A 25,709-nucleotide genomic window follows, 5' to 3' on the forward strand; every position below is an offset into this window, starting at 1 on the left:
CCGCCGTTAATTTTGCATAGCTCCTGCTCTCCCGCGACCAAGCTTATCCGTCAGATTTACCGATAAAAAAGCCCCTATGACATCTTTTATACTTCCTGCTAAGTCTGATCATCGTCAGCCGATAGAACCGCGCGTCCAGATCGACGAAACTGCCCTGGCGATTTTTGATAGTCGTGTGGATGACTTGCCACTTTTACTGGCAGGGCTGCGACCTGGGGTCAGTGCCCATGTGCTGGACCCGAACCGTGATGGCATTGAACAAATTAGTGAGTTGGTGCGTCAGCATCCCACCACATCCCTGACCCTGGTGGCCCATGGTGCGCCCGGTGAGTTGCAGCTGGGGGCTGACAAGCTGCAACTGGCCAATCTCAATACTTATACTCAGCATCTGAAAAGCTGGTTTAGAACCGCTGATGCGGCCCGTCTGACCCTATTGGCCTGTCAGGTAGCTGCCGGGGATGCGGGTACGGAATTTGTCGCAGGGTTGGCAGAGTTGACCGGGGCTGTGGTGACGGCGGCAGCGACTGTTGTGGGGAATGGGCAATGGCCCCCCGTCGCTACTCAAACATTTCGGCAGTCGGTGTTGGATACCTATAGCGCTACCCTGGTGCTGACCTTTAAGCAGGCGATCAAAGATGGCAGTCTGGATGGTGGCGATCCGGATGTGAATCGATTGTTTGGCACATCGGGGGTGACGGTGAGTCCCGATGGCACCCAGGTGTTTGTGACCAGTGCAATCGATGCTTCCCTGACGGTCTTTAATCTGGATGCGTTTGGGAATTTGACATTTAGTCAGGTGATCCGAGATAGCTTTGAGGTAGACGAATTATTTGGGGCCTTTGGGGTGGCGGTGAGCCCCGACGGTAGCCAGGTGTTTGTGGCGAGCACGGGGGACAATTCCCTGACGGTGTTTAGCCGCGATAGTGCTGGCATCCTGACGGAGCAACAGCTGCTAAAAGATGGCCGGGGTGATATTGAAGCCCTGGAAGGAGCAACTGATGTTGCGATCGCGCCCGACGGCAGTCAGGTGTATGTGGTCAGTTCAGTGGATTCAGCCCTGACGGTGCTCGATCGAGATGAATCTGGCAACCTCACTTTTCGCCAGGCCATTGTCGACGATTTTGGTGGAGCCAACGAACTCTTTGGAGCTTCAGGGGTGGCGGTGAGTCCTGACGGTAGCCAGGTGTTTGTCACCAGCCAAGACGATGCCGCCATTACCGTTTTTGATCGAGATGCCTCAGGTAATTTATCCTTTCGTCAGGCGATTAAAGACGGTCAGAATGGGGTCGAGCATCTATTTGGAGCCTCGGGAGTCGTAGTCAGCCCTGACGGCAACCAGGTCTATGTCGCCAGCGCCGTTGATGCGGCCATCACCGTCTTTGATCGCAATGCTGACGGTACCTTGAGTTTTGCCCAGGTGGTGCTTGATGGGGACGATGGTGCTGAACTCTTTGGCGGCACCGGCGGCACCGGCATTGTCACCGTGGACGGATTTACTGGCATTAGCATCAGCCCCGATGGCAACCAAGTATTTGTTACTAGCTTTGGCGATAGTGCCATTACCGTCTTTAATCGAGACGCGGCCGGACGACTCACCGTCGACCAGGTGATTCAAGATCAAGATGGGGTCAACGGAGCTAATGAACTGGCAGGAGCCATCGGTGCAGTTGTTAGCCCTAATAATCAGCAAGTCTTTGTGGTTAGCACCACAGATAATGCCCTGACCGTTTTTAACCGTGACCTGGCTCCCAACCTGCTCAGCATTACCCGGCAGACGCCAGCCACCACCGAGACCGACGCTGATACGCTGGTGTTTCGCGTCACCTTTAGCGAAAGCATCCAAAACATTACCGCTACTGACTTCACTGTGTCCGGTGGCTCCACCGCGACGGTTAGCAATATCACCGCTGTCAGCGCTACCGCTTACGACATTACTGTGTCCGGTGGCGACCTGGCTGACTTTAACGGCATCGTTGGTCTGGACCTGGCTGCTGGTCAAGACATTACCGACCCCATTGGCAATTCATTGCCCACCACCGAGCCGACGATCGATGAAACCTACAGTCTGGTTAACGAAACCATAATCACCCCCAACAAGCCGGCCCAACTCACCCCGCTATCAGGGTTAGAGATTACCGGGTTAGGGACTGACAACACCCTGCGTCTGCATGTGCAAGCGGTGGATATTGCAAGCGTGGGTGAGATTCGGATTATTGACGTGAACGGTGCTAACCGTACTCAAATCGGTGAGTTCTTTTTACTGGAAGGCGGTCGGTTACCAGCTGCCTACAGGCCTGCGTTTAGTATCGATAGCAGCCAGGTTAGCGAAGGACAGTTTTTAGAATTTCAGCTGGTAGTAGACGGCACGATTCAGCTAGCAACACCAGCGGTGATTAGTGCCACTGAAGTGGCGCTTAACTTTGGGGAAGGCACCCAGCTAACGGTCGAGACCTTTACCCAAACGGCAACAACCAATCTGTTGGTGAATGATGCGGCTGCAATTGACCTGACTGGCCAGACTGGTGTGGTCAATGTTGACTTTACCGTCTATCGCGAAGCGGCCCTGAACAGTACCATCGGGTTTTACACGACTGACTTGATTGACGGTGGCATCCGCGATCCCCTCACCGGCAACACGTTACAACCCGGCGATGCTGGCTACAAAGAAGCGGCTCTGGCCAACCGACTCGATATAGAACTAACCGGAAAAAATAATCAGGTCAGCACATTCTCTGCTGAACTCGCTGCTGGCGGATTCTTGGCTATCTTCCTGGTGGCTGATGGCGGCAATCCAGCCACGGGAGAAGTCTTCTTTAGCCATGCCGGGGCCAATAACAACAACGATGACCACGCTCGACTCCTGGGCGACAATATGTTTGGCTTTGAAGATTTAAGCGGTCTTGGCGATCGCGACTATAACGATATGGTGGTGGAGTTTTCGCTTGGTTAGCCCAGCTTGCGATCGCATTCCTAAAATGGCAACAACTTTATACTGGGGCTGGTTCATCAATGGAACCGACCTAGCCTGTAACGTTCGCCCCAAAGAAAGTGCCTAATGCCCTGCGGCCTGGAGTCACTCATCCTTACTTTGAACACAGGTATTGATATTTGCCTAGCAAAACGGACTGGTAAAATTAATGCTATTTTACTAAACGGTTTAGCAAAATAGCATGCACTCTATTAATACTCGATGGCAGAAAATTAGCAGCTATTTCATCGATTCAACAATCTCACGTTAGTATCCATCCCTCCCTATCGGTAAAAACATTTAATAAAATCCCAAGGAAGGTTACTGTTGTGGCTAATTCTGAGCATATTCAATGGCTTAAACAAGGCGCTATTGTCTGGAATCAATGGCGACAAAAAAATCAATCCCTACGACCCGATTTTAACAGCGACTATTGCCGAGGTTGTTGTCTAGTGGGCGCACAGCTCAGCTACAGCAATTTTCACGGCAACGACTTACTGAGGGCTAATCTAAGTCAGGCTCAGCTGATAGAGGCAAACCTGGGCAACACCTCACTACGCAAAGCAAATCTCAGCGAAGCTCAGCTGTACAAAGCAAATTTGATGCAGTCAGATGCGCGGGAGGCCAACTTTAACCGGGCTAACCTCCGCTATGCAGATTTAATCAAAGCAAATCTTAGCAAAGCCCAGTTTATTGAAGCTGAGCTTCCTCATACCCTATGGATTAAGGCAAATTTAAGCCAGACAGTTCTGATCAGAGCTAATCTTCAGTGGGCCGATTTTACTGGAGCCTCTTTGACTGGAGCCGATCTGAGTAAAGCTGACTTACGAGGAGTGAGCTTTTTAGGAGCCGATTTACGAGGTGCAATTCTCATGGGCAGCCGTCTAGACAACGCCTTATTTGAAGAAGCCAATCTGCAAGGGGCGAATTTTACTGGAGCCTATTTTGTTAAGAACGATCGGTCCGATGGCTTTAGAACAGTGGATGTAACAGTCTCATCTCCGCCTGCAGATCGATCTTTATTAATGTCATATACTTCATCAGAACAACTCAATGTTACTCAATCTGCGAGCTAGGATCTACAGTGACGGTAGGGATGATTTTAGTCCTGGGTCTGCTGGTGGATGTCTTCATTAAAAACAATTTTTGGATGTTATAAACCCATGTGTAATTGAGACTGCATTTATGCAGCTGCAGGAAATTTATGATATTTTCCACTGGACGTAAAATTGTGTAATCGCATCCTTTACGATTACGTGGATCAAAACTCATTGGCAGACAACCTTAAATATGCTGTTCGTCCATTTGAGCTGGGGAATGTGAAAATTTTCATGGTCCGTTAGTGACTTTTGGCAGATTAAAAATAAACAAAATTCAATTAATTTAAGGGCATTGACCAGGGCTCCTTTTATGAGTTTGCCATTGCCCCAATTCTCTGACCATAGTCCTATCTCGAAAGCAGGAACCGCTTTTAAGCATCCAGTTAAACATCGCCTTGTTCAAGGTACTGTTGGCTTCTTGCTTTTGAGCATCCTCACAGGCGATAGCTATCTGCTCTATCGGCAGTTTGTTCTGATCCCCCAGCAGCAAGAACAAGCCCAAACGCTGACGGTTGATGTTGAAACTGCCACGCTACCAATTACGGTCGCAGCTAACGGGACCGTTGAGCCTGAGCAACTGACGAATGTTAGCCCTAAAACATCAGACCGTTTGGAAAGCGTGACCGTTGCTGAAGGCGATGCGGTAGAAATAGGTCAGGTTTTGGCCTATATGGACAATTCTGACTTGCAAGGCCAGTTGCTCCAGGCGCAAGGGCAGCTGGCCTCAGCCCAAGCAAATTTGGCCATGCTGGTTGCTGGCAATCGCCCCCAAGAGATTGCCCAAGCTGAAGCAACCTTAGCCAGTGCCAAAGCTAGCTTAAACCAGGCTGAAGAGGAGTTGAGTCGCTATGAGGCCCTTTATTCCCAGGGGGCGATCTCCGCGCAAGAAACCACGGCCTACCGCACCGCTCGCGATACGGCTCAGGCCCAGGTGAAAAGCGCACAGCAGGCATTAAATCTTAGCCAAGCGGGTACCCGCCAAGAAGAAATCGATCAGGCTGAAGCCGCTGTGACCCAAGCGAAAGGTGCTTTAACCACAGTTGAGACTCAGATTGAAGATACGGTGATTCGGGCTCCTTTTAGCGGGATTGTCACTGCCCGCTATGCTGACCCAGGAGATTTTGTTTCTCCATCAACTGCCGCCAGCGAAACGTCGTCATCGTCGTCATCGTCGATTCTCTCGTTAGCCTTTAACTACCAGGTTGTTGCTAACGTGGCAGAGACTGATATTGCTCAGATTCAAACCGGGCAGCTGGCTAAGATTCAAGCTGATGCCTACCCAGATCGGCAGTTTGAAGGGACCGTAGTCCAGGTTGCAGAGCAGGCAACGGTCAGTTCTAATGTGACTAGTTTTGAGGTGCGGGTCAATCTTTCTGAAGCAGCGCAGCTACAGCCTGGAATGAATGTAGATATTGAATTTCAAGCCGGTGAACTGACTGATGTAATGGTGGTGCCCACCGTTGCCGTTGTACGAGAAGAGCAGGGAGAAGGTGTGCTGGTGCTGACAGCAGAGGGGGTGCCTCGATTTCAGCCGATTGAAACTGGATTAACATTTGATGATCAGACAGAGGTGATTGCAGGACTTGAGGGGGATGAAAAAATTGTGTTGAGTGCGGCTCAGGGATTACCTGAAAATCGACAAAATCGAGGCGGTCCACCTTTGATACCGGGGGACGGCTCTGGTAATGGCCCTAGCGATGGCGCACCAAGAGGAGGTCCTGGTGGTTAAGACTCAAGCACGTTTAACCTACCTGCCATCAATCTCCATAACAGAGATTTTAACGATGGCGATCGCAGCTCTCTGGAGTAACAAATTGCGCACGGCCTTAACCATGTTAGGTGTCATCATCGGCATCACCGCCGTAATTGCGGTCACCTCTGTAGGGCAAGGGGTACAGTCTGCTACAGAAGCAAATTTGCAGGGACTGGGTGCAGATCTTTTGCAGGTGCGGGCCGGGGCTGCAAATACTGGCAACGTCAGCCAGGGTAGTGGCAGTGCCACCACGCTCACCTGGAGCGATGCCCAGGCGATTGAGTCCCAGGTGTTATCCGTTGGAGCCGTGACGGCCTATCTACAACAAACAACTCAAGTGGTTTATGCCCAAAACAATATGTCTACAACCGTCTTGGGCACGGATACAAATTATGCAGAGGTGAATAACATTACACTGCAGTCGGGACGTTTTTTTACCCTAGATGAACTGACAGCCGCTCAGCCAGTGGCGGTATTGGGACCAACTGTAGAAGATGAATTATTTGGTAGCGATACTTCTATTGGCAAAAGTATTCGCATTCAAGGACAGCGGTATAGCGTGATTGGGATTGCCAATGAGAAGGGGGCCCAGGGTCGAGAGAATCCTGACGAACAGATCTATGTGCCGCTGACGAATATGTCTGCTCGGTTGGTCGGCAACAACGCCCTAAGCGGGATTGCCGTTCAGGGTATTTCGATAAAAGTGACTGAGCAAGACCAGTTAGAAGCAGCTGATTTCCAGATTACAAACTTGTTGCGAGTGCGTCATAACATTTATCCCGCCAAGGGTGATGAAGATGATTTTCGGATTGTGAGTGCTGCTGATTTGGTGGAGACATTGACCAGTACGGTGGGTTTGTTTACGATTATGGTGGTTGCGATCGCAGGTATCTCTCTAGTCGTAGGCGGTATCGGCATTGCTAATATTATGCTGGTGTCAGTGGTAGAGCGCACCCGAGAGATCGGTATTCGTAAAGCAGTCGGGGCGACCAATCAAGCGATTTTGAGTCAGTTTTTGATAGAGGCAATCTCAATTTCGGCTGTGGGTGGAGGCTTAGGAGTAGGGTTGGGAGTGGCCATTGCCCGGATCGCCGCCACCTTATTTGATTTTCCCTTTGTAATTTCTCTCTGGGCGATTGTTTTAGGAGTGGGTCTTTCTTTTGTGATTGGTATTGTCGCCGGTGTGATTCCCGCCCGCAGTGCTGCAAAATTAGATCCGATTATTGCCCTGAGAAGCGATTAGAAAAGGGTCTTATCAGGTCCAAAAATTAATGAAGAGACGTTCCATGGAACGTCTGTACGTTCAATAGGAGAGACGTTCCATGGAACGTCTGTACATCTATGGCTGCCATGATTTGGATGGAAGACATTCGCAAAACCTATCAGTTGGGTGAAGTTAATGTCCCCGTACTCAAGGGGATTGATCTAACCATTGAAGAAGGTGATTATGTCTCGATTATGGGAGCCTCAGGTTCCGGAAAATCTACCCTGATGAATATTATCGGTTGTCTGGACCGTCCGTCTGCTGGCCACTATGTGCTGGAAGGACAAAACTTGACCACGCTAAACAGCGAAGGACTGGCCTATATTCGCAATCAGCGCATTGGCTTTGTCTTTCAGCAGTTTAATCTGCTGCCTCGCTCAACTGCGTTAGAAAATGTCATGCTGCCGATGATCTATGCGGGGGTGAGCCGTCGTCAGCGGCGAAAACAGGCAGAATCAGCTTTAATGCGGGTAGGGCTGGGCGATCGCATGGGCAATCGACCCAGCCAGCTCTCTGGGGGACAACAGCAGCGGGTTGCGATAGCACGCGCCCTTGTCAATCGACCAGCATTGGTCCTGGCTGACGAACCCACAGGTGCACTCGATACCCAAACGTCTTACGAAGTGATGACACTTCTCAGCGAACTCAACAGCCAAGGAATTACTGTCATCATTGTCACCCATGAGCCCGATATCGCAGCACAAACCCGTCGTGTTATTCATGTGCAAGATGGTCTGCTTCAAAGAGAAAATTAACCCTTTCGGGTCTTGCAAAATTTTGATCACTCTGTTATTTGAGACACGGTCTCCTAGCAGAACTTCCTTGTATCCAATTTGATAACTAGCACCTACTTCGTGAATGCTTTGGCTATCTTTCGTACGTTAGTACGTGAATCAGTGCATTTCAGAAGACTACTTTTAGGATGTCTATTAAAGCTGCTAGCCTTTTCGCCAGTTTAATGGTTTTCGCCAGTGGAGCTGCCCATGCCCTCCAATCTCTCCCTGCTGATGCGCCCCTGCCCTCTACTCTGCCAGGTCTAGTCGCTCGCCGCATTCAACTAGACTTGGCGAGACGTCTGAATGTTCCGCCTGAAAATATCATTATTGGAACAGCGACACCTCAAACTTGGAGCGATCAGTGTCTGGGTTTAGCGCAACCGAACGAAAGCTGCACAGACACAGAGACAAAAGGATGGCGGGTAGAGGTAGAAAGCTCGCAGCAACGATGGGTTTATCGCAGCAATCGCGCCGCCCGTCGTCTGTATCTAGAACCCTTGCCCAATAGCACTGACTTTAACCAAAGAGACTTTTCTGCAGACATTAGCCAAACGTTACTCGAAACGGTTGCACAACAGGTTCAGCAACCCGTAGAAAATCTACAAATTCTAGAAGTCCAGGCCGCCACCTGGGACAGCTGTGTTGGCATTGCTGAATTCGGCGTAACGTGCACACAGGAGACCATTCCAGGATTTCGAGTACTCGTCAACGATGGACCAAAAGACCAGGTCGGCAACCTGCAAAGAGACAGCTGGCCAGAGCATCGAGAATTTCAAAGAGAATGGGTGTACCATCTGAATGAAGATGTTTCAGAGATTATTCAAAATACAACCGCCAGTGACGAAAAAGGTCGAACAGCCACCTGGTTTCGCCGCTCACTAGAGCGTCCTGAGGATCTAGCCCCTCAGGTTGTTTTTCAAACGAGAGCTCGTAACGATTTTGCCGGGAATATATATATCACAACGCTAACGGCCGACGGCACGTTGAGTAGGGAGTTGATAAGTTCCAATCCAGACGATAACGCTGCATTAGAGGTCATTCCCTCACGTCAGGTCTCCCACTCAGTCGCCACCGAATTTGGCATGCTGTTAGAACGGAAAAACTTTTCTAACCTTGATCAGATGAGCTATACCAATGAAGATCAGTATCTTGCCACACACGGTACCTTCACGCTCATTAATTATGAAACTGTTGTTGAGATTACCGCTGAAAATGAGGATTTGCCTGCTGACTTGCAGACTATCCTCGAAGCCTGGGAGACTTTGATTACGTCTTTCCCATAGTTGACTTTTTTGAGTATTATTATGAACATTGTTAGAAAAGACGCCAGAGAAATTGTAGATGGAACTAGTGTAATCACATAAAGTGATCCTCCGTCTAACCCTGCTGCTGCCCTTGACGCTACTGTTGAAAACTCAGACTCTGCCATCGCTGTTACAGCAGCCATGTGCGGTGGCATCTGTCAGACAATCAGAGCATTGGCATATTAGGTATTGACATCTAGTTAATTAGACGGTTCAGTAGTGCTATATTTATTTTACTAAACCGTTTAGTAAAATAAAATTATTAGTCTTTGCTGATTGTTTCTAGCAGAGGTGTGGATTTATGTTTTGCAGCAAGATGTTACGCGAGGTTTACTCCCATAATTTTTTCGGCTTCCCTACAACAGTAGCTGCAAGAGCCTTTTATAGAGCACCCCTGAGCTATCGGCAAAATATCCGGCTACCAATCTATCGACAACAAACTTTATAAATAACCTCAGGGAGCTCACATGCTAACAAGATTTTGGCTAAATCGTAGATTACGGTTTCTATTCATTACAGCTGTGACTGGATTGTTGCAACTGCTTTTATTGACTACGCCTGTTTTGGGGGTGGAACGTATTTATGCGAGCTTTGGCCCACTGGAACGATACATTGAAGTTGCAGATCTGAAAACCTATGTAGATACAGGTGAGCTTCCTAATAGTCTTAGTTTCTTGCGCCGTTTTCTCAGCCCAGAACGGCTTGAACGGCTGCGTAGTGGATTGTCAACCAGTGCAAATATAGATGTGGTAACGGTTTCCCGGTTTCTCTATACCACCCAAGGAGAGGCAATTTTACAGTGGCTGGGAGAGTTAATCCAAACCCAGGGACGACAAAATGGAGCCCTTGGGATTCGAGGCTCTTTGATCTTGGCTGCAGCGGACCCTGACGGTGGGTTGAATGCGCTCAATGTGCTGAAGCATTTTCCGACTCAGGGGGTGCGGGTAGATTTGCAAACCCTGTTAGGCGTAGCCAGAGCCGCCACTAATCAAATCAACCAAACCCAAGCAGTAACAACACAAATTCATGAACAGGCTAGCTATGTGGGTGACGGCGTCGCAAAAGCTGACGTGTCAGCTCGCGACCTAACATCACCTGGTCCGAGTGTTTGGCAGTTGCTCACCCTAACAGAAACCTCGTTACCCACCGATCTCTATCTGCCTGCAGGAGACACACTACCGCTAGTTGTTGTCTCCCATGGTTTGGGTGGCGATCGCACCACTCTAGCCTATTTAGCCGAACATCTTGCCTCCCATGGTTTTGCTGTGGCTGTCGTTGAACATTCAGGCAGCAATAACGAACAAATCGGAGCCCTCTTAGGCGGCGAAGTGGGTGAAGTCGTTGAACCAGAGGAAATGGTGCGCCGACCTTTGGATATTCAAACGTTACTCACTGAGCTGGATGCCTTACGCGACCCCACCCTGCGCGATCGGCTCGATTTCCAAAACGTTGGCGTATTGGGGCATTCCATGGGAGGCTACACCACACTGGCTTTAGCTGGTGCTACTGTTGATTTAGACACCCTGGAGCAGAGCTGCCCACCCCAGATTAAACAGCTAAATTTATCGCTGTTGTTGCAGTGTTTGGTGCCGTCTCTGCCACAGCCTCTGCCAGAATTACACGATGACCGGGTGAAGGCTGCGATCGCAATTAACCCTCTCGATAGTGCGGTATTTGGCCCCGCCGGTATGGCCAATATCAAAATTCCTACCATGATTGTCTCGGGCAGTGCCGACACGGTAACTCCGGCCCTAGCTGAACAACTTCGCCCCTTTACCTGGCTACAGGTACCGGAGCGCTATCTGTTGTTAATAGAAGGTGGTACTCACTTTTCAGCAATCTATGATTCACAGGGGAGTGAAGACCCAATAGCCTTGCCAGAGGAAGCTTTAGGACCTAACCCTCAGCTGGCTCAAGACTATGTTAAGGCGATGAGTGTGGCGTTTCTCAAGACCTATCTAGCAGAGGACGACACCTACCGGCAGTATCTAGACCCGTCACACATAGCCGGTCTCAGTCAGCCTGAGCTACCTATGGTTTTGGCCCGTAATGTGATGATTGAGGATTAAATATCTCTATGTACAGGGCAAAAACATAATCGCCTGATGAAGAGTCACTCTTTACTCTTCACCCTTCATCAAGGGCGAAATCCCCATTTTTAGCTTTGACACGCTGCACTAGGGATTAAAACCTTGCCTGTAAAATAGTTGGCCAGGCATTGACCGCCATCAGCATTTTTGCAAAAGGCTAATTTTGAATGGGCGATTGCCATAATCTTATGTTAACCTTTTCTTAAAGTCGAAGTTTGAAGAAAAATCCGCTGTCCTTTCAAACGCTTTCCTTAGTTAAGCGACTAATTTCTAAAACTTTGTCTGTATACCGAATCAGTGCATCAACCATCCAAAATCACTGAGTCACAACCTACAGTTTTGACTTAGTCAATACAATTCATATTAACTCCTAGACTCAAACTGCTACAGCGAAAGACTCTATGATTGACAAAACTCTTCTCATATAGATGTTTTAGATCTGTCAAGAAGTTCGACTTATTGTTATAGAGAGCTTATGTTTTAAGCCCAATACATGTTTGACAGTTGCTTACTGTTAACTGTGAAATAGTGGTTTTCGCCATTTAAGAAGATTTTGGAATTTGGCTTTAGATATCCTTTGAAAGATTCTCAATAGAGAGATTTTGATTTGCTCATGATGATATTCAAAGAGCGCTGGCATCTGCTTATATTTATTCCTTCAATTTTATTGATCCTGGCAATTGGTCTAGCTAAAGTACTATTTCAGGTCCCTATTTATAAGTTAATTGGAGATGTTTTCTCGATTGCTGATATTCACCCACTCTCCGGTTTGCTCTCGAATATCGGTGTTCTTCTATGGTGTGCGGCAGCAACAATCTGCTTCTTCGTTGCAGGTGTTTTGAGACAGACCAAAAACTATAGAGTCATCCCTTTTCTTCTGGCTTCTGCCTGTCTGTCTATGTATCTGTTAATTGACGATTTTTTCCTACTTCACGAGGAGCTAGTTCCTACCTACATCGGCATCTTGCAGAATACAGTTTTGATGCTAATAATGATTGCGGTCGTCGTGTATCTTTTCTGGTTTCGCCGAATTATCTTGCGAACTCAATATGGATTTATGCTGATAGCGATTGGATTCCTAGGCATTTCTGTTGGGGTTGATACTGTCCTTAAGCCGTGGCTACTTTTTCTCGGAGAGTGGAAGTCCCTGCTTGAAGATGGAGCTAAACTTATAGGTATTACCAGCTGGCTCAGTTATTATACAGATGTAGCCTATCAGTTTTTGTTAGATAAATCTCGTATCATTTAGCTTGCTACAACGAGTTATGCTGTTGCTGATTTAGGGGGATGCACCAGCCTGTTAGAAATTCCCTACTAGCACGGTTTGGGTCTCGTCTTCGATAGGCATTGGCTTTTTCAAGCTGAATGTTAATCGCGGCCAGATGATGGCCCAAACTGTCGTGAAGATCTCGGACCAGACGATTACGTTCTGCGATCGCCACCAGATCAGCCCCACGGGCCGAATAGTGTTTTAGCTCGGGGTGTGTCACATATAAGTTCTGTGAATATGGGTGTTACTAAGTAAATTTGCTAGCTAAAATCCGGGGATACAGAATCCACCAGGGCCTGACTACACGTTAGCCTCTACGTGGTTGTAGCTACCGCAGGCAAATCCTATGGAACCCCCTGAAACTCTTAAACTCAATCCTGTCAATGCAGTTCATTCCCAGTCACAGGCCAAGTACGGGGCTAAAAAGGTCATCATCCTAGAAGGCGCTGAGGACATTAGCCTAGCGAGCGCTGCATTGACCCATAACTATATCGTTGGGGGCCACCTAGATCGCGATCCAATGAATACGTCGTTTATGCCTGATAGTGAGCATATCGGTGTGTTGGTTTCAGGTGCACAGATTGACTCGTCTACCTTCATTGGCCACTATCCGGGGCTAAATGCAGATGCCCTCGATGATAATCACCCAACGGTCATTCACAACAGCCGTTTTGTCCTGCTAAAAGGGCGGGGGTACAAATTTCAGATTGTTATTCCCATCAAGCAACCTGTTACAGAATATCAGCCAGCTGCTGTGGGTAAAGGGGTAAACCTCAGCCGCGCTAACTTTAAGCAAGCTGACTTAGCCGGTACCGACTTTACCGGCTGTAATTTAGAAAGTTCCAACTTTACCGCAGCTAACTTAAGCGGCTGCAACTTTACTGGAGCAAACTTGGCCAGATCCAGTTTTAACGGTGCCGATCTATCAAACGCGATTCTCACAGGTGCTAATTTAGCTGGCGTTGACTTTAGTTCTACGGTGACCTCTGAAGCCACGGACTTTGGTCATGCTTATTTGGTCGGTGCTCGGTTCTATTGTCTAGGTGGCGAAAAATTTGCCTACCTGGGCTGTTTTCATGGAGCCAGATTTACGGACGGAGAGAGACGTATTGAGGTCGCCAACGCTGACTTTAGTAGGATTTCCAACCTGGTTGATGGTCAATTTGCTTGTTTTTACAAATCTGATGTTGTTTTGCCCGCTAATGTAGAATGCATTTCTACCAACAGATTTGTTGAAGCCAGAGAAACATCCCCTGCTGTTAGCGAAGCCGCTGCTTCAAAGACGTCTGCTGCTTGGGGAGAAGAAGGATTTTAAGCCGACGACTCTCTAGTGGGGTATGGGCGCTGCTACCTAGCACCTTTAGCGTTAGGCAATGTAGTTGTCGTGGCTGCACTCTACCCGTAGTGAAAACTTAATGAGATACGAAAACTTATCTGATGACTCAGCTGATTGTGCCACCATAGCTCAGCCTGACTCCTAGAATGCATAGACGATCGCAGCCCAACATCGCTTACTACACAATTTCCTAAAAAATATGCATAATGCATACATGTTTTGAGGTAGATATTATCTCGGTCAAATATGGATAACGAAAGAACTGCTAATCTTCTAGGGGCGCTGGCCCTTAGCCTGGTCGACTCCCTAAATTCAGCGATAAAAACTGTCGGATACGGTGGAGAAGCTCCGGCTGCTCTGGTTACTCTAGGAGCCAATCCTGGACTTTCAATTAATACACTCCGGCAAATCCTTAACCTTTCGCATCCGGGGACTGTACGGCTGATTGACCGTCTCGCAGCTCAGAATCTGGTGGAACGTCGGTCTGGGGTGGATGGTCGAACACTAGCTCTTTTTCTCACAGAGGGAGGTCATGAGCGACGTCAGGAAATTTTGACCGATCGCAAGCAGCAGCTACAGCTTGCCTTAAGCTCACTGACCCAGAGCGATCGCAACCAGCTAACCCGACTCCTAGAAAAAATGCTCACAGCAGTAACAACCTCTGAGCTTCGCAGTTATGCCATCTGTCGTCTTTGTGAAGAAGAGGCATGTCCGGCCGATAGCTGCCCAGTAGAACAAAAATATTGCCAGCTACATAACCCATGAACAGCACCTTGCTTGCCATTGGTTACGCCTTTTGTTGGGGGATGGGCGTTACCCTGACCAAAGTCGCCTTATCAGCAATTACGCCAACAACGCTGCTGATTATTCAGCTCTTTTCCAGCGTTCTCTTTTTAATAACGGTTTGTTGGCTAACAGCTCAAAAGCTACCGTTTTCCTGGCAACATCTCAAACAGGGAGTCGCTGGCATTTTTGAACCCGCCCTCGCCTACATGTTTGGTATTGTCGGCATACAAATGACCACTGCCAGCAATGCCACACTGATTGGCTCAACTGAGGTAATTTTAACCATTTTGTTGGCTGCGATTTTTCTAAATGAGAGGCTGACACGCCTAAAGCTGCTGCTGGCTAGCATTAGCTTTGTGGGAGTTTCTTTATTGATGTTAAAAGATGTTCAAAATACTGACCAATCTTCACTTATGGGCGATGTCCTGGTGCTAGTGGGAACTCTTTTTGCAGTATTCTATGCGCTTTTAAGCAAACGTCAGATCGCAACAGCCCATCCATTGCAGCTGACCACATCGCAGCAAACGATTGGCTTAATAACAACGGTGTTGTGTTTTGGTGGGCTATCGCTGCTTAATCCAGTTTATGCGGTCAGTGCGGCCAACATTTCCCTGCCGTTTTGGCTGCTTGCCATTGGTTCAGGCATTATGCAGTACGCTCTGGCATTTTTGTTATATCTCATTGCTCTGCAAACGGTACCGGCAAGTCATGCGGCATTTTATCTAACCCTAATTCCTGTTTTTGGTGTGACGAGTGCAGTGCTAATCATTGGTGAACAGCCAAGTTTTGCTCAGGCTATTGGGGGCTGTTTGGTAGTGGCATCATCCTATTGTGCCAACAGATTAACAACATTATAAAAATCATTGACTATGCCTCTTATAGGGTGCGTTTGCATCCGGGTAAAGCACCCCATGAAGACAATCGAGTCACTTCACCGGATGGGTTTTATCATCCTGTCATCATATCGACAGCTAATACTAACCTGAACCTGGGTATCCACGACCCGTGCCGGATATATCGGCAGACAGATGGTGGCGTCATCCATGCATTCCCCTGTCTTCAGGTTGAAGTTCTGTTTATAAATTGGCGATGCAACTTTTAAAACTCCTTGGCGATCGCCAACAATACCCCGCGACATCACAAACGCCTGGCTAAATGGGTCAAAGTTTCCTGTCGCGTACACTTCATCTGTTTCGCCTATCCGAAAGATAGCGACCTGCTCTGTGCCTAATAGGGCGTTGACGCCGGTATTGGGCGCGATCGCATCCAATGTACAGATGGTCACCCATCCTGTGGTGTCAGTGTTCACGGACGTAGTCGATAATGATTGCACCATTGGAATTCCTATAGTTCTAAATGCTTTCTGAGACAACATCAGCGGCCCAGCGGCCCGCCGGTAAAACAATCAGTATTGCGGCGGTGTCACGAGAGCCTGACTCTGGTTTAAGACCACCCGTTCCGCCTCCGTGGCCGGACGTTTTTGCCCCCGTTCTTGTACATAGGCCAGTGACGGATCAGCATCATCTGCGTTAACAAAGTGCCGGAAACGCTGGACCTTTTCTGGAGTCTCGATAGTTGCTTTCCACTCACACTGATAGGTATCCACGTGATACTGCATCTGGGCTTCTAACTCATCGGCAATCCCTAGAGAATCTTCGATGACCACCTGTTTCAGGTAATCTAGACCGCCCTCTAACTTGTTAAACCAGGTGGAGGTGCGCTCTAGCTTGTCTGCGGTGCGAATGTAGAACACTAAAAACCGATCGAGATACTTGATCAGGGTTGCTTTATCAATGTCTGCCGCCAGCAGTACTGCGTGTTGTGGCTTCATGCCGCCATTGCCGCACACGTAAAGGTTCCAGCCGTTTTCCGTGGCGATAATGCCAAAATCTTTACCCTGAGCTTCGGCGCATTCTCGCGTACAGCCTGATACGGCTGACTTCAGTTTATGAGGCGATCGCAACCCGCGATAGCGCAGCTCTAACTCAATCGCCAGACTGGTGGAATCCTGCACCCCAAACCGGCACCAGGTACTACCCACACAGGACTTCACCGTCCGTAGCGCCTTACCATAGGCATGACCCGACTCAAAGCCCGCATCCACCAACCGTCGCCAGATTAGCGGCAGCTGGTCCACTCGGGCCCCAAACAGATCCACCCGCTGGGCACCAGTAATCTTGGTATACAGGTCAAACTCCTGGGCCACCTGACCTAACACAATCAGCTTTTCAGGGGTAATCTCTCCTCCTGGTATGCGAGGAATCACAGAATAGGTACCATCCTTTTGGATATTGGCCAGAAACGCATCGTTTGTATCCTGTAGACCGATGTGAGGCGTATTCAACACATGGTCGTTCCAGGCAGAGGCCAGCATTGATGCCACCGTAGGCTTGCAAATTTCGCAGCCATACCCGGTCCCGTATGTGGCCAACAACGTATCAAATGACTTGATTTGCCCCACCCGCAGGAGGTGATACAGCTCCTGACGAGAATAGGAAAAATGTTCGCACAGGTGATTTTTTACCTCTACCCCAGCCTTCTTCAGTTCCGAGGTCAACAAATCCTTCACCAACGGCACACAGCCACCGCAGCCAGTCCCCGCCTTCGTACACTTTTTCAGCGTGGGCATATCTGTCAGACTATCCTCACGGATGGCTTCACAGAGCTGTCCTTTGCTTACATTATTACAGGAACAAATCTGGGCCGTATCCGGCAGGTTCTCCACACTGAGTGAATTTGTCACGCCACTTGTCGGTACCAACAAACTCAGCGGATTAGCCGACAATGTTATCTGGTTCTGCACCAGCGGTAACAACGTGCCATAGGCAGAGGCATCACCGATCAAAATGCCGCCTAGTAACAACGAACCCTCTGCATTGACCACCAGCTTTTTGTAGGTGCCTGCCACGGTATCGGTTATCACCAGCTCTTTGGCTCCAGGAGTCTTGGCGAAATTATCCCCAAAGCTGGCCACATCCACCCCCAGCAGCTTGAGCTTGGTGGACATGTCTGCTCCGGTAAACTGCTGGGCTGCTGCCACGTCCAGCAGACAATCACTGGCGACGGCGGCCATGTGATATCCCGGTGCTACCAGGCCAAAGATCCGTCCCTGATACAGCGCACATTCGCCGATGGCATATATGGTGGGATCAGAGGTCTGACAAGATTCATTAATCACGATGCCGCCGTGCTTGCCAATCTGCAGGCCACAGGTGCGTGCCAGTTCATCCCTGGGTCGAATCCCCGCCGAGAAGACAATCATGTCCGTCTGCAACGATGTTTCATCGGCAAACTGCATCGATACCAGCTTGCCATTCTCACTGACAATGTTTGTTGTCACCTTACTGGTGTGTACCTGTACCCCCAGCGCTTCAATTTTTTCTTTGAGAATGGCACCGCCTGCCTCGTCAATTTGTACCGGCATTAACCGGGGGGCAAACTCCACTACATGGGTTTCTAGCCCTAAAGACTTTAGGGCATTGGCACATTCCAACCCCAACAGGCCACCACCGACAACAACGCCCACACGAGATTGTTCCCCATAGGCTTTAATCGCTTCTAAATCCTCAATGGTGCGATAGACAAATGTTCCCGTCGCATCATTGCCTTTAATCGGTGGTACAAATGGATAGGAGCCAGTGGCCAAAACTAGCCGATCATATGCAACCTCAGCCCCGTTGGCCGATCTGACAACCTGCTGTTCGCGATCAATCTCAATTACCTGGTCACCGATATAGATCTGAATGTCATTGTCTTGATAAAACCCTGGTTCCACCAGCGTCAGGTCAGCGGCTGTTTTATCGACATAATATTGGCTCAAGTTGACCCGGTCATAAGCAACTCGGGGTTCCTCACAAAATGTAATCAGATTCCAGCGATCGCAACCACCCTTCTCGACCATTAATTCGAGAAACCGATGTCCGACCATTCCATTGCCAACAACGACGAGAGTTTGCTTGCTGTTCGGCATACTGATCCTATTCTCAACTCATTGACCAAACAATGCGCGATCAGTATCGAAAAAAACAATCCCTCTATCCGGCTTTTGCTCAAAATTAATGCATGATCTGCATATATGAGCTATCGTCTTTTTTCTTGCTACATGTCAAGTAAATATTGGTGAAAAAATACAACAGTTTCTGCGTGAACCTTAATAAAGCGAGATGGATGTTGTATTCGTTTACTGGGGCAGAGGTGTCGGTGCCTGGATCTCCCGATGTTTCTCCAATTGATGTCCCTAATCCATCCTTTCGAATCAACCACAGAACGACTTGCACATATCGGTTTATCGACATATCATCAAGGCGTGAGCTGTGTCGAGTAGAGAGGCAACTATTTAAAGGCGCAAGGCGATTTTTCCTTTTAAGGTTGTTCTTATTTCAGCTCAACACGTGTATCTAGGGAGGCAATTGGTATGCCACGTCAAGTCGGTGCGCGTTATGCCTGTGAGAAGTGTGGAGCCCAGCTGGTTTATGAAAAGCCATGCCCCTGTCCAGAAAGTATGCCCCATTCAGAAATCTGCTGTGGAGAGCAGATGAAGCTGGTGCAAGCAGGGACTCCGGAGAAAACGAAGAATAGCTAGGGCGTTGCCCAAGGAAGGCACTTGTTCTGAAAGTGCCAATATGCAGATAAGTAGGCTTTGATGTAAGTGCTTGGCTAAGGCTGGGTGCGAAAAACTACTGTCGAAGTCTTAGTTAGAACGGTCAGTATTGAGGGCAGTGCAAGACTGCAGAAGTGACCCATGACAACAGCAATTACAGACTCACTGGTGAAATACAAAAACTTACCTATTTGGACAGAAATAACATTACCAGAATCATTTCAAACCCAGCACAATACAAAGTCAGGCACCTGGGGAAAAATCACGGTAGTAGCAGGTCAGTTGCAATATGAGGCCCTAAATGAAACTGGCGAACTCCTGTCTACCAATATCATCACTCCACAGCATACAGACTTTTTTGTATCGCCAGAAGCCTGGCATCGGGTCAAACCTTTAGGTCCCCTGCGCTGTTTTGTTGAGTTTTACTGTCGCTCCGAGGACTACTTTCAAAAGAAATATCACTTTGCCGCTCCTCACCGAGATGTCCAGGCGCTCATCCAAGGACCTTTGGCAAATTATCAAACGATGAACGTCTTAGATTTAGGCTGTGGTAAAGGTCGCAATGCTACTTACTTATACGCTCAGGGGCATCGGGTGACAGCGTTAGATAAAAATGCCAGTGCTATTCAACATCTTCAGGAGATTATTCAAACAGAAAAGGCTGAAGATAGATTTCAAGCTCGTGTGTACAAAATTGAATCAGCCGCTCTCGATGACCAGTACGATTTGATCATTTCCACAGTTGTTTTTCAGTTTTTGAGGTACAACACTCTGTCCAGTGTGATTGAAAACATGCAGGCTCAAACTAAACCCCAGGGCTACAACTTTATCATTGCCCCGGTTTCGTCGTCGGAGTCTCCCTGTCCCATTCACTTCCCGTCTACCTTTGCACCCCAGGAACTGCGTAATTACTACAACCACTGGCATATCTGTGAGTATCAGGAACAACGGGGAACATTTCATCGCAAAGATAGTAACGGCAACCCTATTGAAGCGACCTTTGCTACCTTACTGGCTCAGAAACGCGTAGTCTAAAAGATGTCAGGATAGCTCGTTCTCGCCCCAATCATCCGAACCGTTCCCCGTAGGGGCATTGCATGCAATGCCCCTACGGGGATGTTCCCACGGCATGTGTGGCTGAACCCAGTTGACTCAACATAATTGTTATGTCAACCTTCACCATTAACTCATAACAGTCTGCTACAGGCTTTGCAGTGTCTCATCTCCCACACGGGCATTATTAGCCACAAACTTCTTGGCTGAGCGAAACTTATCTGTTTCTCGTAACTGCTGGCTCATAAACCGACAAATCTCCAGCAAAATGTGGGGCCGCTGTGTCGTCAGACTAATAAACCGCTGTTTCTCCAGCTTTAGCAGCATACAATCATCCTTGGCAATTGCTCCATTCCATCGAGGCGAATCATCAAACAGAGCAATCTCACCAAAATAGTTGCCAGCAGCCAGCTGCTTGATCTCTCGTTGCTCATCATCGACGGTTTTCACAATCTGCACTGCCCCTGAAGCAATAATATACAGATGAGATCCCCAGCTTCCTTCTTCAAAAATAGTCTCACTGGCCATAAACTGCTGAGGTACGATCGCTTCATCAATCAGCAATAGTTCATCTAAGGAGAGATTTTGAAACAGGGCGACATCTTTGAGAATCAGTAGACGGTTCATAAGCGTGTCGGGAGTAGAAGGCTGTAGCGCCGTGTAGACATCCTGTAACAGTGGTGGGGTGGGAAATAAATCACGGGCGACCGCCTGAACAACAGGATCAACATCCTTGAGCGAGGCTCTGGGGATTTTGGCCAGGGCAATTAATGCTCCGGCCCGTAACCATCGATCCTTGGATTCAATGGCCTCTAGTAGGATTTTATAACCTTTGTTCCGTAACCAGTTCAGTGATAACGGACTGTCTTGAGGGAAGCTGGTAGTTTCGGCGTCTTGTTCTAGCAAGGGCAACAGCGGCAAAATAAATCGACGATGGCTGAGGGATGCCAGCACCTCAATGGCATTGGAGCGATCGCGACTATCTGTAGTTGCAAAAATTTGATTGACCGTATTCACAGTGCGGCTATGGCCCAGACAGGCTAGCACATAGAGTACTTTCTGAAGCAGCCGCTGGTGGTAGTCCTCAATCGCTACCGCCAGCGGCTGCCAGTTAGGATCGGTCTGGGGAATCAGGGTGCGCCAGCGCCGCGTATGGGCGACCTGCTGAAAATTGTCGGCCAGATGAGCGTACAAGATGTCGCTGGCCTGCCGGGTACGGATTTTACCAATGGTTGCGATCGCGCTATTCACCGTTTCCCGTTCTTTCGCTGCCAGCAGTGTTTTCGCCTCGGCCAGACCTCCTTTTGCTGCCAGCCAGGTAGCCGCCTGTTCCCGTACACGGGGATGACTATCCCCCAGGGCTGTTGTCAGCGGGGTGAGATCATCATTGCTTTGTTGCCACAGATTGAGTGCAGCAATCCTCACCTCTGGCTGGGTATGGGCAAAATACCGCTGGGCCAGCGTCAGCACCTGGGTCCGTCTGGCATCGGGCAGCGTTTCCATTAAATTGGCCAGTGTTTCTAAGCCCAGCTGTTGAGTAGCGGCACTGCCCTGGGGCAACAGATGCGTAGTCAGCAGTTCGACTAAGGTGGCATCGGCACTGCGAGCCACCACTCGGATGACAGCTTTGGCGATGCCTTCATCTAACATGGCCGAGGCAATCGTCGTAAATGCCTCATCGGTAATGGCTGTGCCCTGGAGCTTGGCGACGATGGCTAGCGATCGCAAACTTGGATCATCAGCTTTAGACAGCTCATCCAAGCGCTCCTCTTCGATTGGCTGTTGCTGCACCATCAAAATTTCCAGCGCCGTCAACCGACAGGCCAGAGGCTGATCTGGCTGCAGCTGCTCCTGCCAAACTGACCATAGCCTGGTCTCTTCTAGAACCCCGCTTTCTTCTGATTCTGGATCACCTGTACCAAAGCCCATGCCTGGATCAAAGCCATCACTAAACAGGGTCACCACCGCCGAGCGCACCTGCCGATCGGCTTCGGGGAGTAGTGCCAGTACATCTGCTAAAAATGTGGCCGGTGCCCCTAATCGTGTTGCCAGGTCTAACCCCTTAATCTGGTCATAGCGGTCCCCGGACTGCAGCAACGTTTGGATGGTGCTTTTTAGTGGCAATACCGCCTGACGGCTGGCCAGCTGGTCTAAGTCAATGGCATCGGTGCGAATCAGATCTTCCAACCCGGCGGTATAAAAGCGCCCCATGGGCAGTCTGACTAGCAAAAATAGGATGACCAGACCGCTGACAAGCCAGGTAATCTGGGGCAGCGTGAGAGTATTTTCACACAGCCACAGAAACGCCCCAGCACAGGTCAGCCCCACCGCGTAGATCAAACCATCGCTGAGGGTCCGAACCCGACCCATAAATTCTTGGGGAATGGCGTTGTAGTTAAGCTGATGGACTGGCAGGTTGATGGCTTTGTAGAGGGCATCGCTGTTGAGCTGTAGACCAATGGCGGCGGGTAGCTGACCGTTGATACCTAAGCCTAGAAAGGCGGCCAGGGTGGTAATGGGAAAGACCACGTTCATGCGGGCTACCCCTAACCAGCGCAGCAGGGGTCGGGTTAGACCGTAAAGGACAGACATTTGGACGATGCTAACCACTACCCGCATCAGACCTAAAAAGCCGGTTAGCTGCCGTTGGTTAAACTGCTGGCCGTAGATGCTAAACCATAAAAATTCGGAGCTGAGATAGATGATTACCAGTAGAAAGCTACTGGCGGCTAGGAAAATGACGAGCGGATAGCGCTTGGCTAGCTCTGGAAATGATTGCAGTGATTCAAGCACACCGACGGTGGCACCGGACTTGCTGCTAAAGGGGCGCTGGGTGCGATCAAGATAGGCGAGTTGGACCAGTGCGATCGCAATTACTACTGGCAAACACAGCAATAAATCCTCAGTCCGGAGCCAGCGCGACAGCCCACCCACCAGCCCCCCGCCCACTAAAGCACCAGTGGCTTGGACAATGCCAATATACGGAGCATACTGCTTGTATTCCAGGGTATTGAAATAGTCAGTCAGTAGGCTGGGATAAAGAATATTGTTGCAAATGTCCCACTGAAAAAAGCTAACAATCAGCAGGCCGTAGTAAACCGGTGTGGAGTCTAGGGGCAGTGCCAGTCGCAGGACAATGACCGCTGCCAGCAGTGCCGCCAGGGCTCCACAAAAAAGTTGAGTCGTCCGAACCCGCTGCACCACCTGGCTGACTGCAATATAGGCCGGCATCGAGCACAGGCCGATCAGCATAAACGCGATGGGCAGACGGTTAGCCCCCAGCTGGCTGACAAAAATAGAATTAGCTACTGCGATCGCCATCACACTCTGCACCAGCACCGTTACTGCCAGCAGTAACAGCTGAGTTAGACGGCTATTCTGTAACGATTTGAACGCAGTGAGCATCAATAAAAATTTAGGGCCATAACCTATTCATAGTATTAAATAGTCATGACAGAAAAATACAATGTTCGTAATTTGTTCGCATCACCACGGTCCCAAATCCCTTACCTACCCGCTCCTTCCTGTTCATCCAACTCCTGCTGTACAGACCGAGGCAGTCGGTCAATAGGTTCAATAGTAGCTAACTCATCCCCGGTAGCGGTTCCTAGGGCCTTAAATTTACGAGCACTCACTAATACTCGGTTTTCCAAAGATCCGACTGCCTTATTAAACGTATCAACCGTCGCATCCAGACCCCGCCGCATTTTCTGCAAATGGCCGGTAAACACCCGTAGCCGATCATACAGCTCCCGACCTAACGTGCTGATCTGCTGAGCATTTTCCGTAACGGCATCCTGCTGCCAGCCATAGGCAACCGCCTTAAGTAAGGCAATTAACGTTGTGGGGGTGGCCAGAATCACCCGCTGGGCAATCCCAGCTTCAATGAGACCGGGGTCTTGTTCCAGGGCAGCACTAAAAAAAATCTCTCCGGGCAAAAACAGCACCACAAATTCAGGACTCGGTTGAAACTGGTCCCAGTAAGCTTTTTGCCCCAGCTGCTGAATATGGCGACGAACCTGTTGGGCATGCTCCTTCAGCTTGTTGCTACGTAACGGTTCATCCGTCATATCCAGAGCCTCTAAGTATGCAGCCAGAGGAGCTTTGGCATCGACAACGATACGACGCTGCTGGGGTAGCTGCACCACCATATCGGGGCGTAAAGACCCGTTGCCAGTCGTTACCTGTTGGCTAAAATCACAGTGCTCGACCATCCCCGCAATCTCCACTACTCGTTTTAGCTGAATTTCACCCCAGCGTCCTCGCACATTGGGAGCCCTGAGCGCTTTGGTTAAGTTGGCAGTTTCCGTTTGGAGCTGCAGCTGCCCCGTGGCCAGCTGGGTGATCTGCTCAGTCAGCTGGCTGTAGGCCGATAGCCGATTGCGTTCCAGATCTTGTAGATAGGTTTCTACCTTAGTTAAAGACGATTGCAGTGGCTGCACGAGGCTATCAATCGCCTGCTGTCGCTGTAATAACTCACCACTCGACTGGGAGTGAAACTGCCCCAGCTTTGTCTGAGCCAAATTTAAGAATGTCTCATTGTTTGTTTGCAATGCTTCTGCCGACAGTGCCTTAAATGCTTCCGTCAAGCGTTCTCGGGCCTGGTGCAACAGTGTTAGCTTGCCATCGACGGCCTGTTGCTGTTCCTGCAGCTGGGTTTGACATTGGGCCAGCTGGGCTGTGAGCTGATTTTTGTCTATTTGCAGCTGCTGTAGTTGTGTCTGTAGCTGTTCCGTGTAGGCTGCTTTAGTTTCAGCCGCTGCTCGCTGAGCTGTCGCTGTCGTTAACGCCTGTTGCTGTTGCTGTAGATCTATTTGCAGAGCGTGGAGCTGCTGCCGGAGATTGCCTAGTTGGGTCTCCTTGGTTTGCAACTGCTCAATCATGGTGGCACGTTCAGCAACTAGGTCACTCTTAGCCCGCTCCCGCACAACCTGATACCGAGACTGCCAAATCAACCAGCTCACCAGGCAGCCCACCCCTGTCCCTGCCAGAAACGTTACCGGCCCTTGCATAGATAAAGTACATAGTTACTAACGTCCCATACAGTAGCACCCGTACTTGTAGATCGTAAAATTGAGGCTAGCGTCCCCTGCCGCTATCTGCTCAAGACTATCCGCGCGAGCATTTCAGCAAAATCGCGTTCATTTAGGCACAGCGACCGGGTACTTTCATAGAGATATGAATAAGTGTTGATAATAGACAGGGCTTTTAGGAATACAGCTGACTATAGGAGCACAGCCAACCGCCATCGTTTGACCCAAACCACAGGTTCATCCAGAATTTAAGGTTCTCCTATTAAAAAAACTCAGGGTTTAAACTTGGATGTGGTTTATGTTTTGATAGGAGCTGGCCTTTTCGCCCATGTATCACTATCCACTGCAGCGATTAACTTCATCAGAGTCTTATAGG

Annotated in this window: 18 protein-coding genes; 13 read left to right on the forward strand and 5 right to left on the reverse strand. The window is 49.2% G+C overall.

Annotated elements, in window-relative coordinates; translation table 11 throughout:
- The first annotated feature begins 76 nt into the window (after positions 1–76).
- From N836_RS73870 to N836_RS0139360, 8 genes are all read left to right on the forward strand, one after another.
- On the forward strand, positions 77–2,950 hold the full coding sequence (locus N836_RS73870; RefSeq protein ID WP_023075809.1) for a DUF4347 domain-containing protein: 2,874 nt from the start codon (positions 77–79) through the stop codon (positions 2,948–2,950).
- Between the two features lie 347 nt (positions 2,951–3,297).
- On the forward strand, positions 3,298–4,044 hold the full coding sequence (locus tag N836_RS66280; RefSeq protein ID WP_023075810.1) for a pentapeptide repeat-containing protein: 747 nt from the start codon (positions 3,298–3,300) through the stop codon (positions 4,042–4,044).
- Positions 4,045–4,378: 334 nt separating this feature from the next.
- On the forward strand, positions 4,379–5,797 hold the full coding sequence (locus tag N836_RS66285; RefSeq protein ID WP_023075811.1) for an HlyD family secretion protein: 1,419 nt from the start codon (positions 4,379–4,381) through the stop codon (positions 5,795–5,797).
- A complete protein-coding gene (locus tag N836_RS66290; protein ID WP_327058730.1) occupies positions 5,790–7,064 on the forward strand; it encodes an ABC transporter permease in 1,275 nt (424 codons plus the stop codon). Before N836_RS66285 ends, N836_RS66290 begins: the two co-directional genes overlap by 8 nt.
- Positions 7,065–7,162: 98 nt before the next feature.
- Entirely contained in the window at positions 7,163–7,840 is a 678-nt protein-coding gene (locus N836_RS66295) for an ABC transporter ATP-binding protein (RefSeq protein WP_023075813.1), read from the forward strand.
- A 167-nt stretch (positions 7,841–8,007) separates the two neighbouring features.
- Entirely contained in the window at positions 8,008–9,144 is a 1,137-nt protein-coding gene (locus N836_RS66300; RefSeq protein ID WP_023075814.1) for a hypothetical protein, read from the forward strand.
- A 488-nt stretch (positions 9,145–9,632) separates the two neighbouring features.
- On the forward strand, positions 9,633–11,234 hold the full coding sequence (locus N836_RS66305; protein ID WP_023075815.1) for an alpha/beta hydrolase: 1,602 nt from the start codon (positions 9,633–9,635) through the stop codon (positions 11,232–11,234).
- Between the two features lie 634 nt (positions 11,235–11,868).
- On the forward strand, positions 11,869–12,504 hold the full coding sequence (locus N836_RS0139360; protein ID WP_023075816.1) for a hypothetical protein: 636 nt from the start codon (positions 11,869–11,871) through the stop codon (positions 12,502–12,504).
- A gap of 4 nt (positions 12,505–12,508) precedes the next feature.
- On the opposite strand, the gene N836_RS66310 is transcribed toward N836_RS0139360, so the two are convergent.
- Entirely contained in the window at positions 12,509–12,745 is a 237-nt protein-coding gene (locus tag N836_RS66310) for a histidine kinase (protein WP_023075817.1), read from the reverse strand.
- 126 nt (positions 12,746–12,871) lie between these two features.
- Between N836_RS66310 and N836_RS66315 the strand changes: the two genes are divergently transcribed.
- The 3 genes from N836_RS66315 to N836_RS66325 all read left to right on the forward strand — a co-directional run bounded on the left by N836_RS66315 (position 12,872) and on the right by N836_RS66325 (position 15,504).
- Positions 12,872–13,840, forward strand: coding sequence for a pentapeptide repeat-containing protein (locus N836_RS66315; RefSeq protein WP_023075818.1), 969 nt, complete (start codon positions 12,872–12,874; stop codon positions 13,838–13,840).
- 267 nt (positions 13,841–14,107) lie between these two features.
- Positions 14,108–14,626 carry a MarR family winged helix-turn-helix transcriptional regulator gene (locus N836_RS66320; RefSeq protein WP_023075819.1) on the forward strand — a complete coding sequence of 173 codons (519 nt, stop codon included), beginning with the start codon at positions 14,108–14,110 and terminating at the stop codon, positions 14,624–14,626.
- Positions 14,623–15,504, forward strand: a complete 882-nt coding sequence (locus N836_RS66325; RefSeq protein ID WP_023075820.1) for a DMT family transporter — start codon at positions 14,623–14,625, stop codon at positions 15,502–15,504. Before N836_RS66320 ends, N836_RS66325 begins: the two co-directional genes overlap by 4 nt.
- Before the next feature lie 74 nt (positions 15,505–15,578).
- Here N836_RS66325 and nirD read toward each other — a convergent pair whose 3' ends face one another.
- Positions 15,579–15,983 carry a nitrite reductase small subunit NirD gene (nirD, locus tag N836_RS66330; RefSeq protein WP_023075821.1) on the reverse strand — a complete coding sequence of 135 codons (405 nt, stop codon included), beginning with the start codon at positions 15,981–15,983 and terminating at the stop codon, positions 15,579–15,581.
- A 69-nt stretch (positions 15,984–16,052) separates the two neighbouring features.
- Complete coding sequence (gene nirB, locus N836_RS66335; protein WP_023075822.1) at positions 16,053–18,617, reverse strand: nitrite reductase large subunit NirB; 2,565 nt, start codon at positions 18,615–18,617, stop codon at positions 16,053–16,055.
- Positions 18,618–19,061: 444 nt separating this feature from the next.
- Between nirB and N836_RS77235 the strand changes: the two genes are divergently transcribed.
- Both N836_RS77235 and tehB read left to right on the forward strand, forming a co-directional pair.
- Positions 19,062–19,229: a hypothetical protein gene (locus N836_RS77235; protein WP_200867471.1), complete on the forward strand. Its 168-nt coding sequence runs from the start codon at positions 19,062–19,064 to the stop codon at positions 19,227–19,229.
- 159 nt (positions 19,230–19,388) lie between these two features.
- A complete protein-coding gene (gene tehB, locus N836_RS66340; protein ID WP_023075823.1) occupies positions 19,389–20,282 on the forward strand; it encodes an SAM-dependent methyltransferase TehB in 894 nt (297 codons plus the stop codon).
- Positions 20,283–20,447: 165 nt separating this feature from the next.
- Here the strand turns inward: tehB and N836_RS66345 are convergent, their stop codons facing one another.
- Together N836_RS66345 and N836_RS66350 are read right to left on the reverse strand one after the other, a co-directional pair.
- Positions 20,448–23,705 (reverse strand): cyclic nucleotide-binding domain-containing protein, encoded by a 3,258-nt coding sequence (locus N836_RS66345; RefSeq protein WP_023075824.1) that lies wholly within the window; start codon positions 23,703–23,705, stop codon positions 20,448–20,450.
- Between the two features lie 101 nt (positions 23,706–23,806).
- Positions 23,807–25,312 (reverse strand): DNA recombination protein RmuC, encoded by a 1,506-nt coding sequence (locus N836_RS66350; protein WP_023075825.1) that lies wholly within the window; start codon positions 25,310–25,312, stop codon positions 23,807–23,809.
- Between the last annotated feature and the right edge of the window lie 397 nt (positions 25,313–25,709).

The organism is Leptolyngbya sp. Heron Island J, assembly GCF_000482245.1.
Taxonomy (GTDB): domain Bacteria; phylum Cyanobacteriota; class Cyanobacteriia; order Phormidesmidales; family Phormidesmidaceae; genus Leptothoe.

Coding starts and splice junctions, on each gene's coding strand:
- N836_RS66295 (WP_023075813.1), top strand. CDS start 7,163: ATGGCTGCCATGATTTGGATGGAAGACATTCGCAAAACCTATCAGTTG.
- N836_RS66350 (WP_023075825.1), bottom strand. CDS start 25,312: ATGCAAGGGCCGGTAACGTTTCTGGCAGGGACAGGGGTGGGCTGCCTG.
- N836_RS66320 (WP_023075819.1), top strand. CDS start 14,108: ATGGATAACGAAAGAACTGCTAATCTTCTAGGGGCGCTGGCCCTTAGC.
- N836_RS66285 (WP_023075811.1), top strand. CDS start 4,379: ATGAGTTTGCCATTGCCCCAATTCTCTGACCATAGTCCTATCTCGAAA.
- N836_RS0139360 (WP_023075816.1), top strand. CDS start 11,869: ATGATGATATTCAAAGAGCGCTGGCATCTGCTTATATTTATTCCTTCA.
- tehB (WP_023075823.1), top strand. CDS start 19,389: ATGACAACAGCAATTACAGACTCACTGGTGAAATACAAAAACTTACCT.
- N836_RS66325 (WP_023075820.1), top strand. CDS start 14,623: ATGAACAGCACCTTGCTTGCCATTGGTTACGCCTTTTGTTGGGGGATG.
- N836_RS73870 (WP_023075809.1), top strand. CDS start 77: ATGACATCTTTTATACTTCCTGCTAAGTCTGATCATCGTCAGCCGATA.
- N836_RS66305 (WP_023075815.1), top strand. CDS start 9,633: ATGCTAACAAGATTTTGGCTAAATCGTAGATTACGGTTTCTATTCATT.
- N836_RS66345 (WP_023075824.1), bottom strand. CDS start 23,705: ATGCTCACTGCGTTCAAATCGTTACAGAATAGCCGTCTAACTCAGCTG.
- nirB (WP_023075822.1), bottom strand. CDS start 18,617: ATGCCGAACAGCAAGCAAACTCTCGTCGTTGTTGGCAATGGAATGGTC.
- nirD (WP_023075821.1), bottom strand. CDS start 15,983: ATGGTGCAATCATTATCGACTACGTCCGTGAACACTGACACCACAGGA.
- N836_RS66300 (WP_023075814.1), top strand. CDS start 8,008: ATGTCTATTAAAGCTGCTAGCCTTTTCGCCAGTTTAATGGTTTTCGCC.
- N836_RS77235 (WP_200867471.1), top strand. CDS start 19,062: ATGCCACGTCAAGTCGGTGCGCGTTATGCCTGTGAGAAGTGTGGAGCC.
- N836_RS66315 (WP_023075818.1), top strand. CDS start 12,872: ATGGAACCCCCTGAAACTCTTAAACTCAATCCTGTCAATGCAGTTCAT.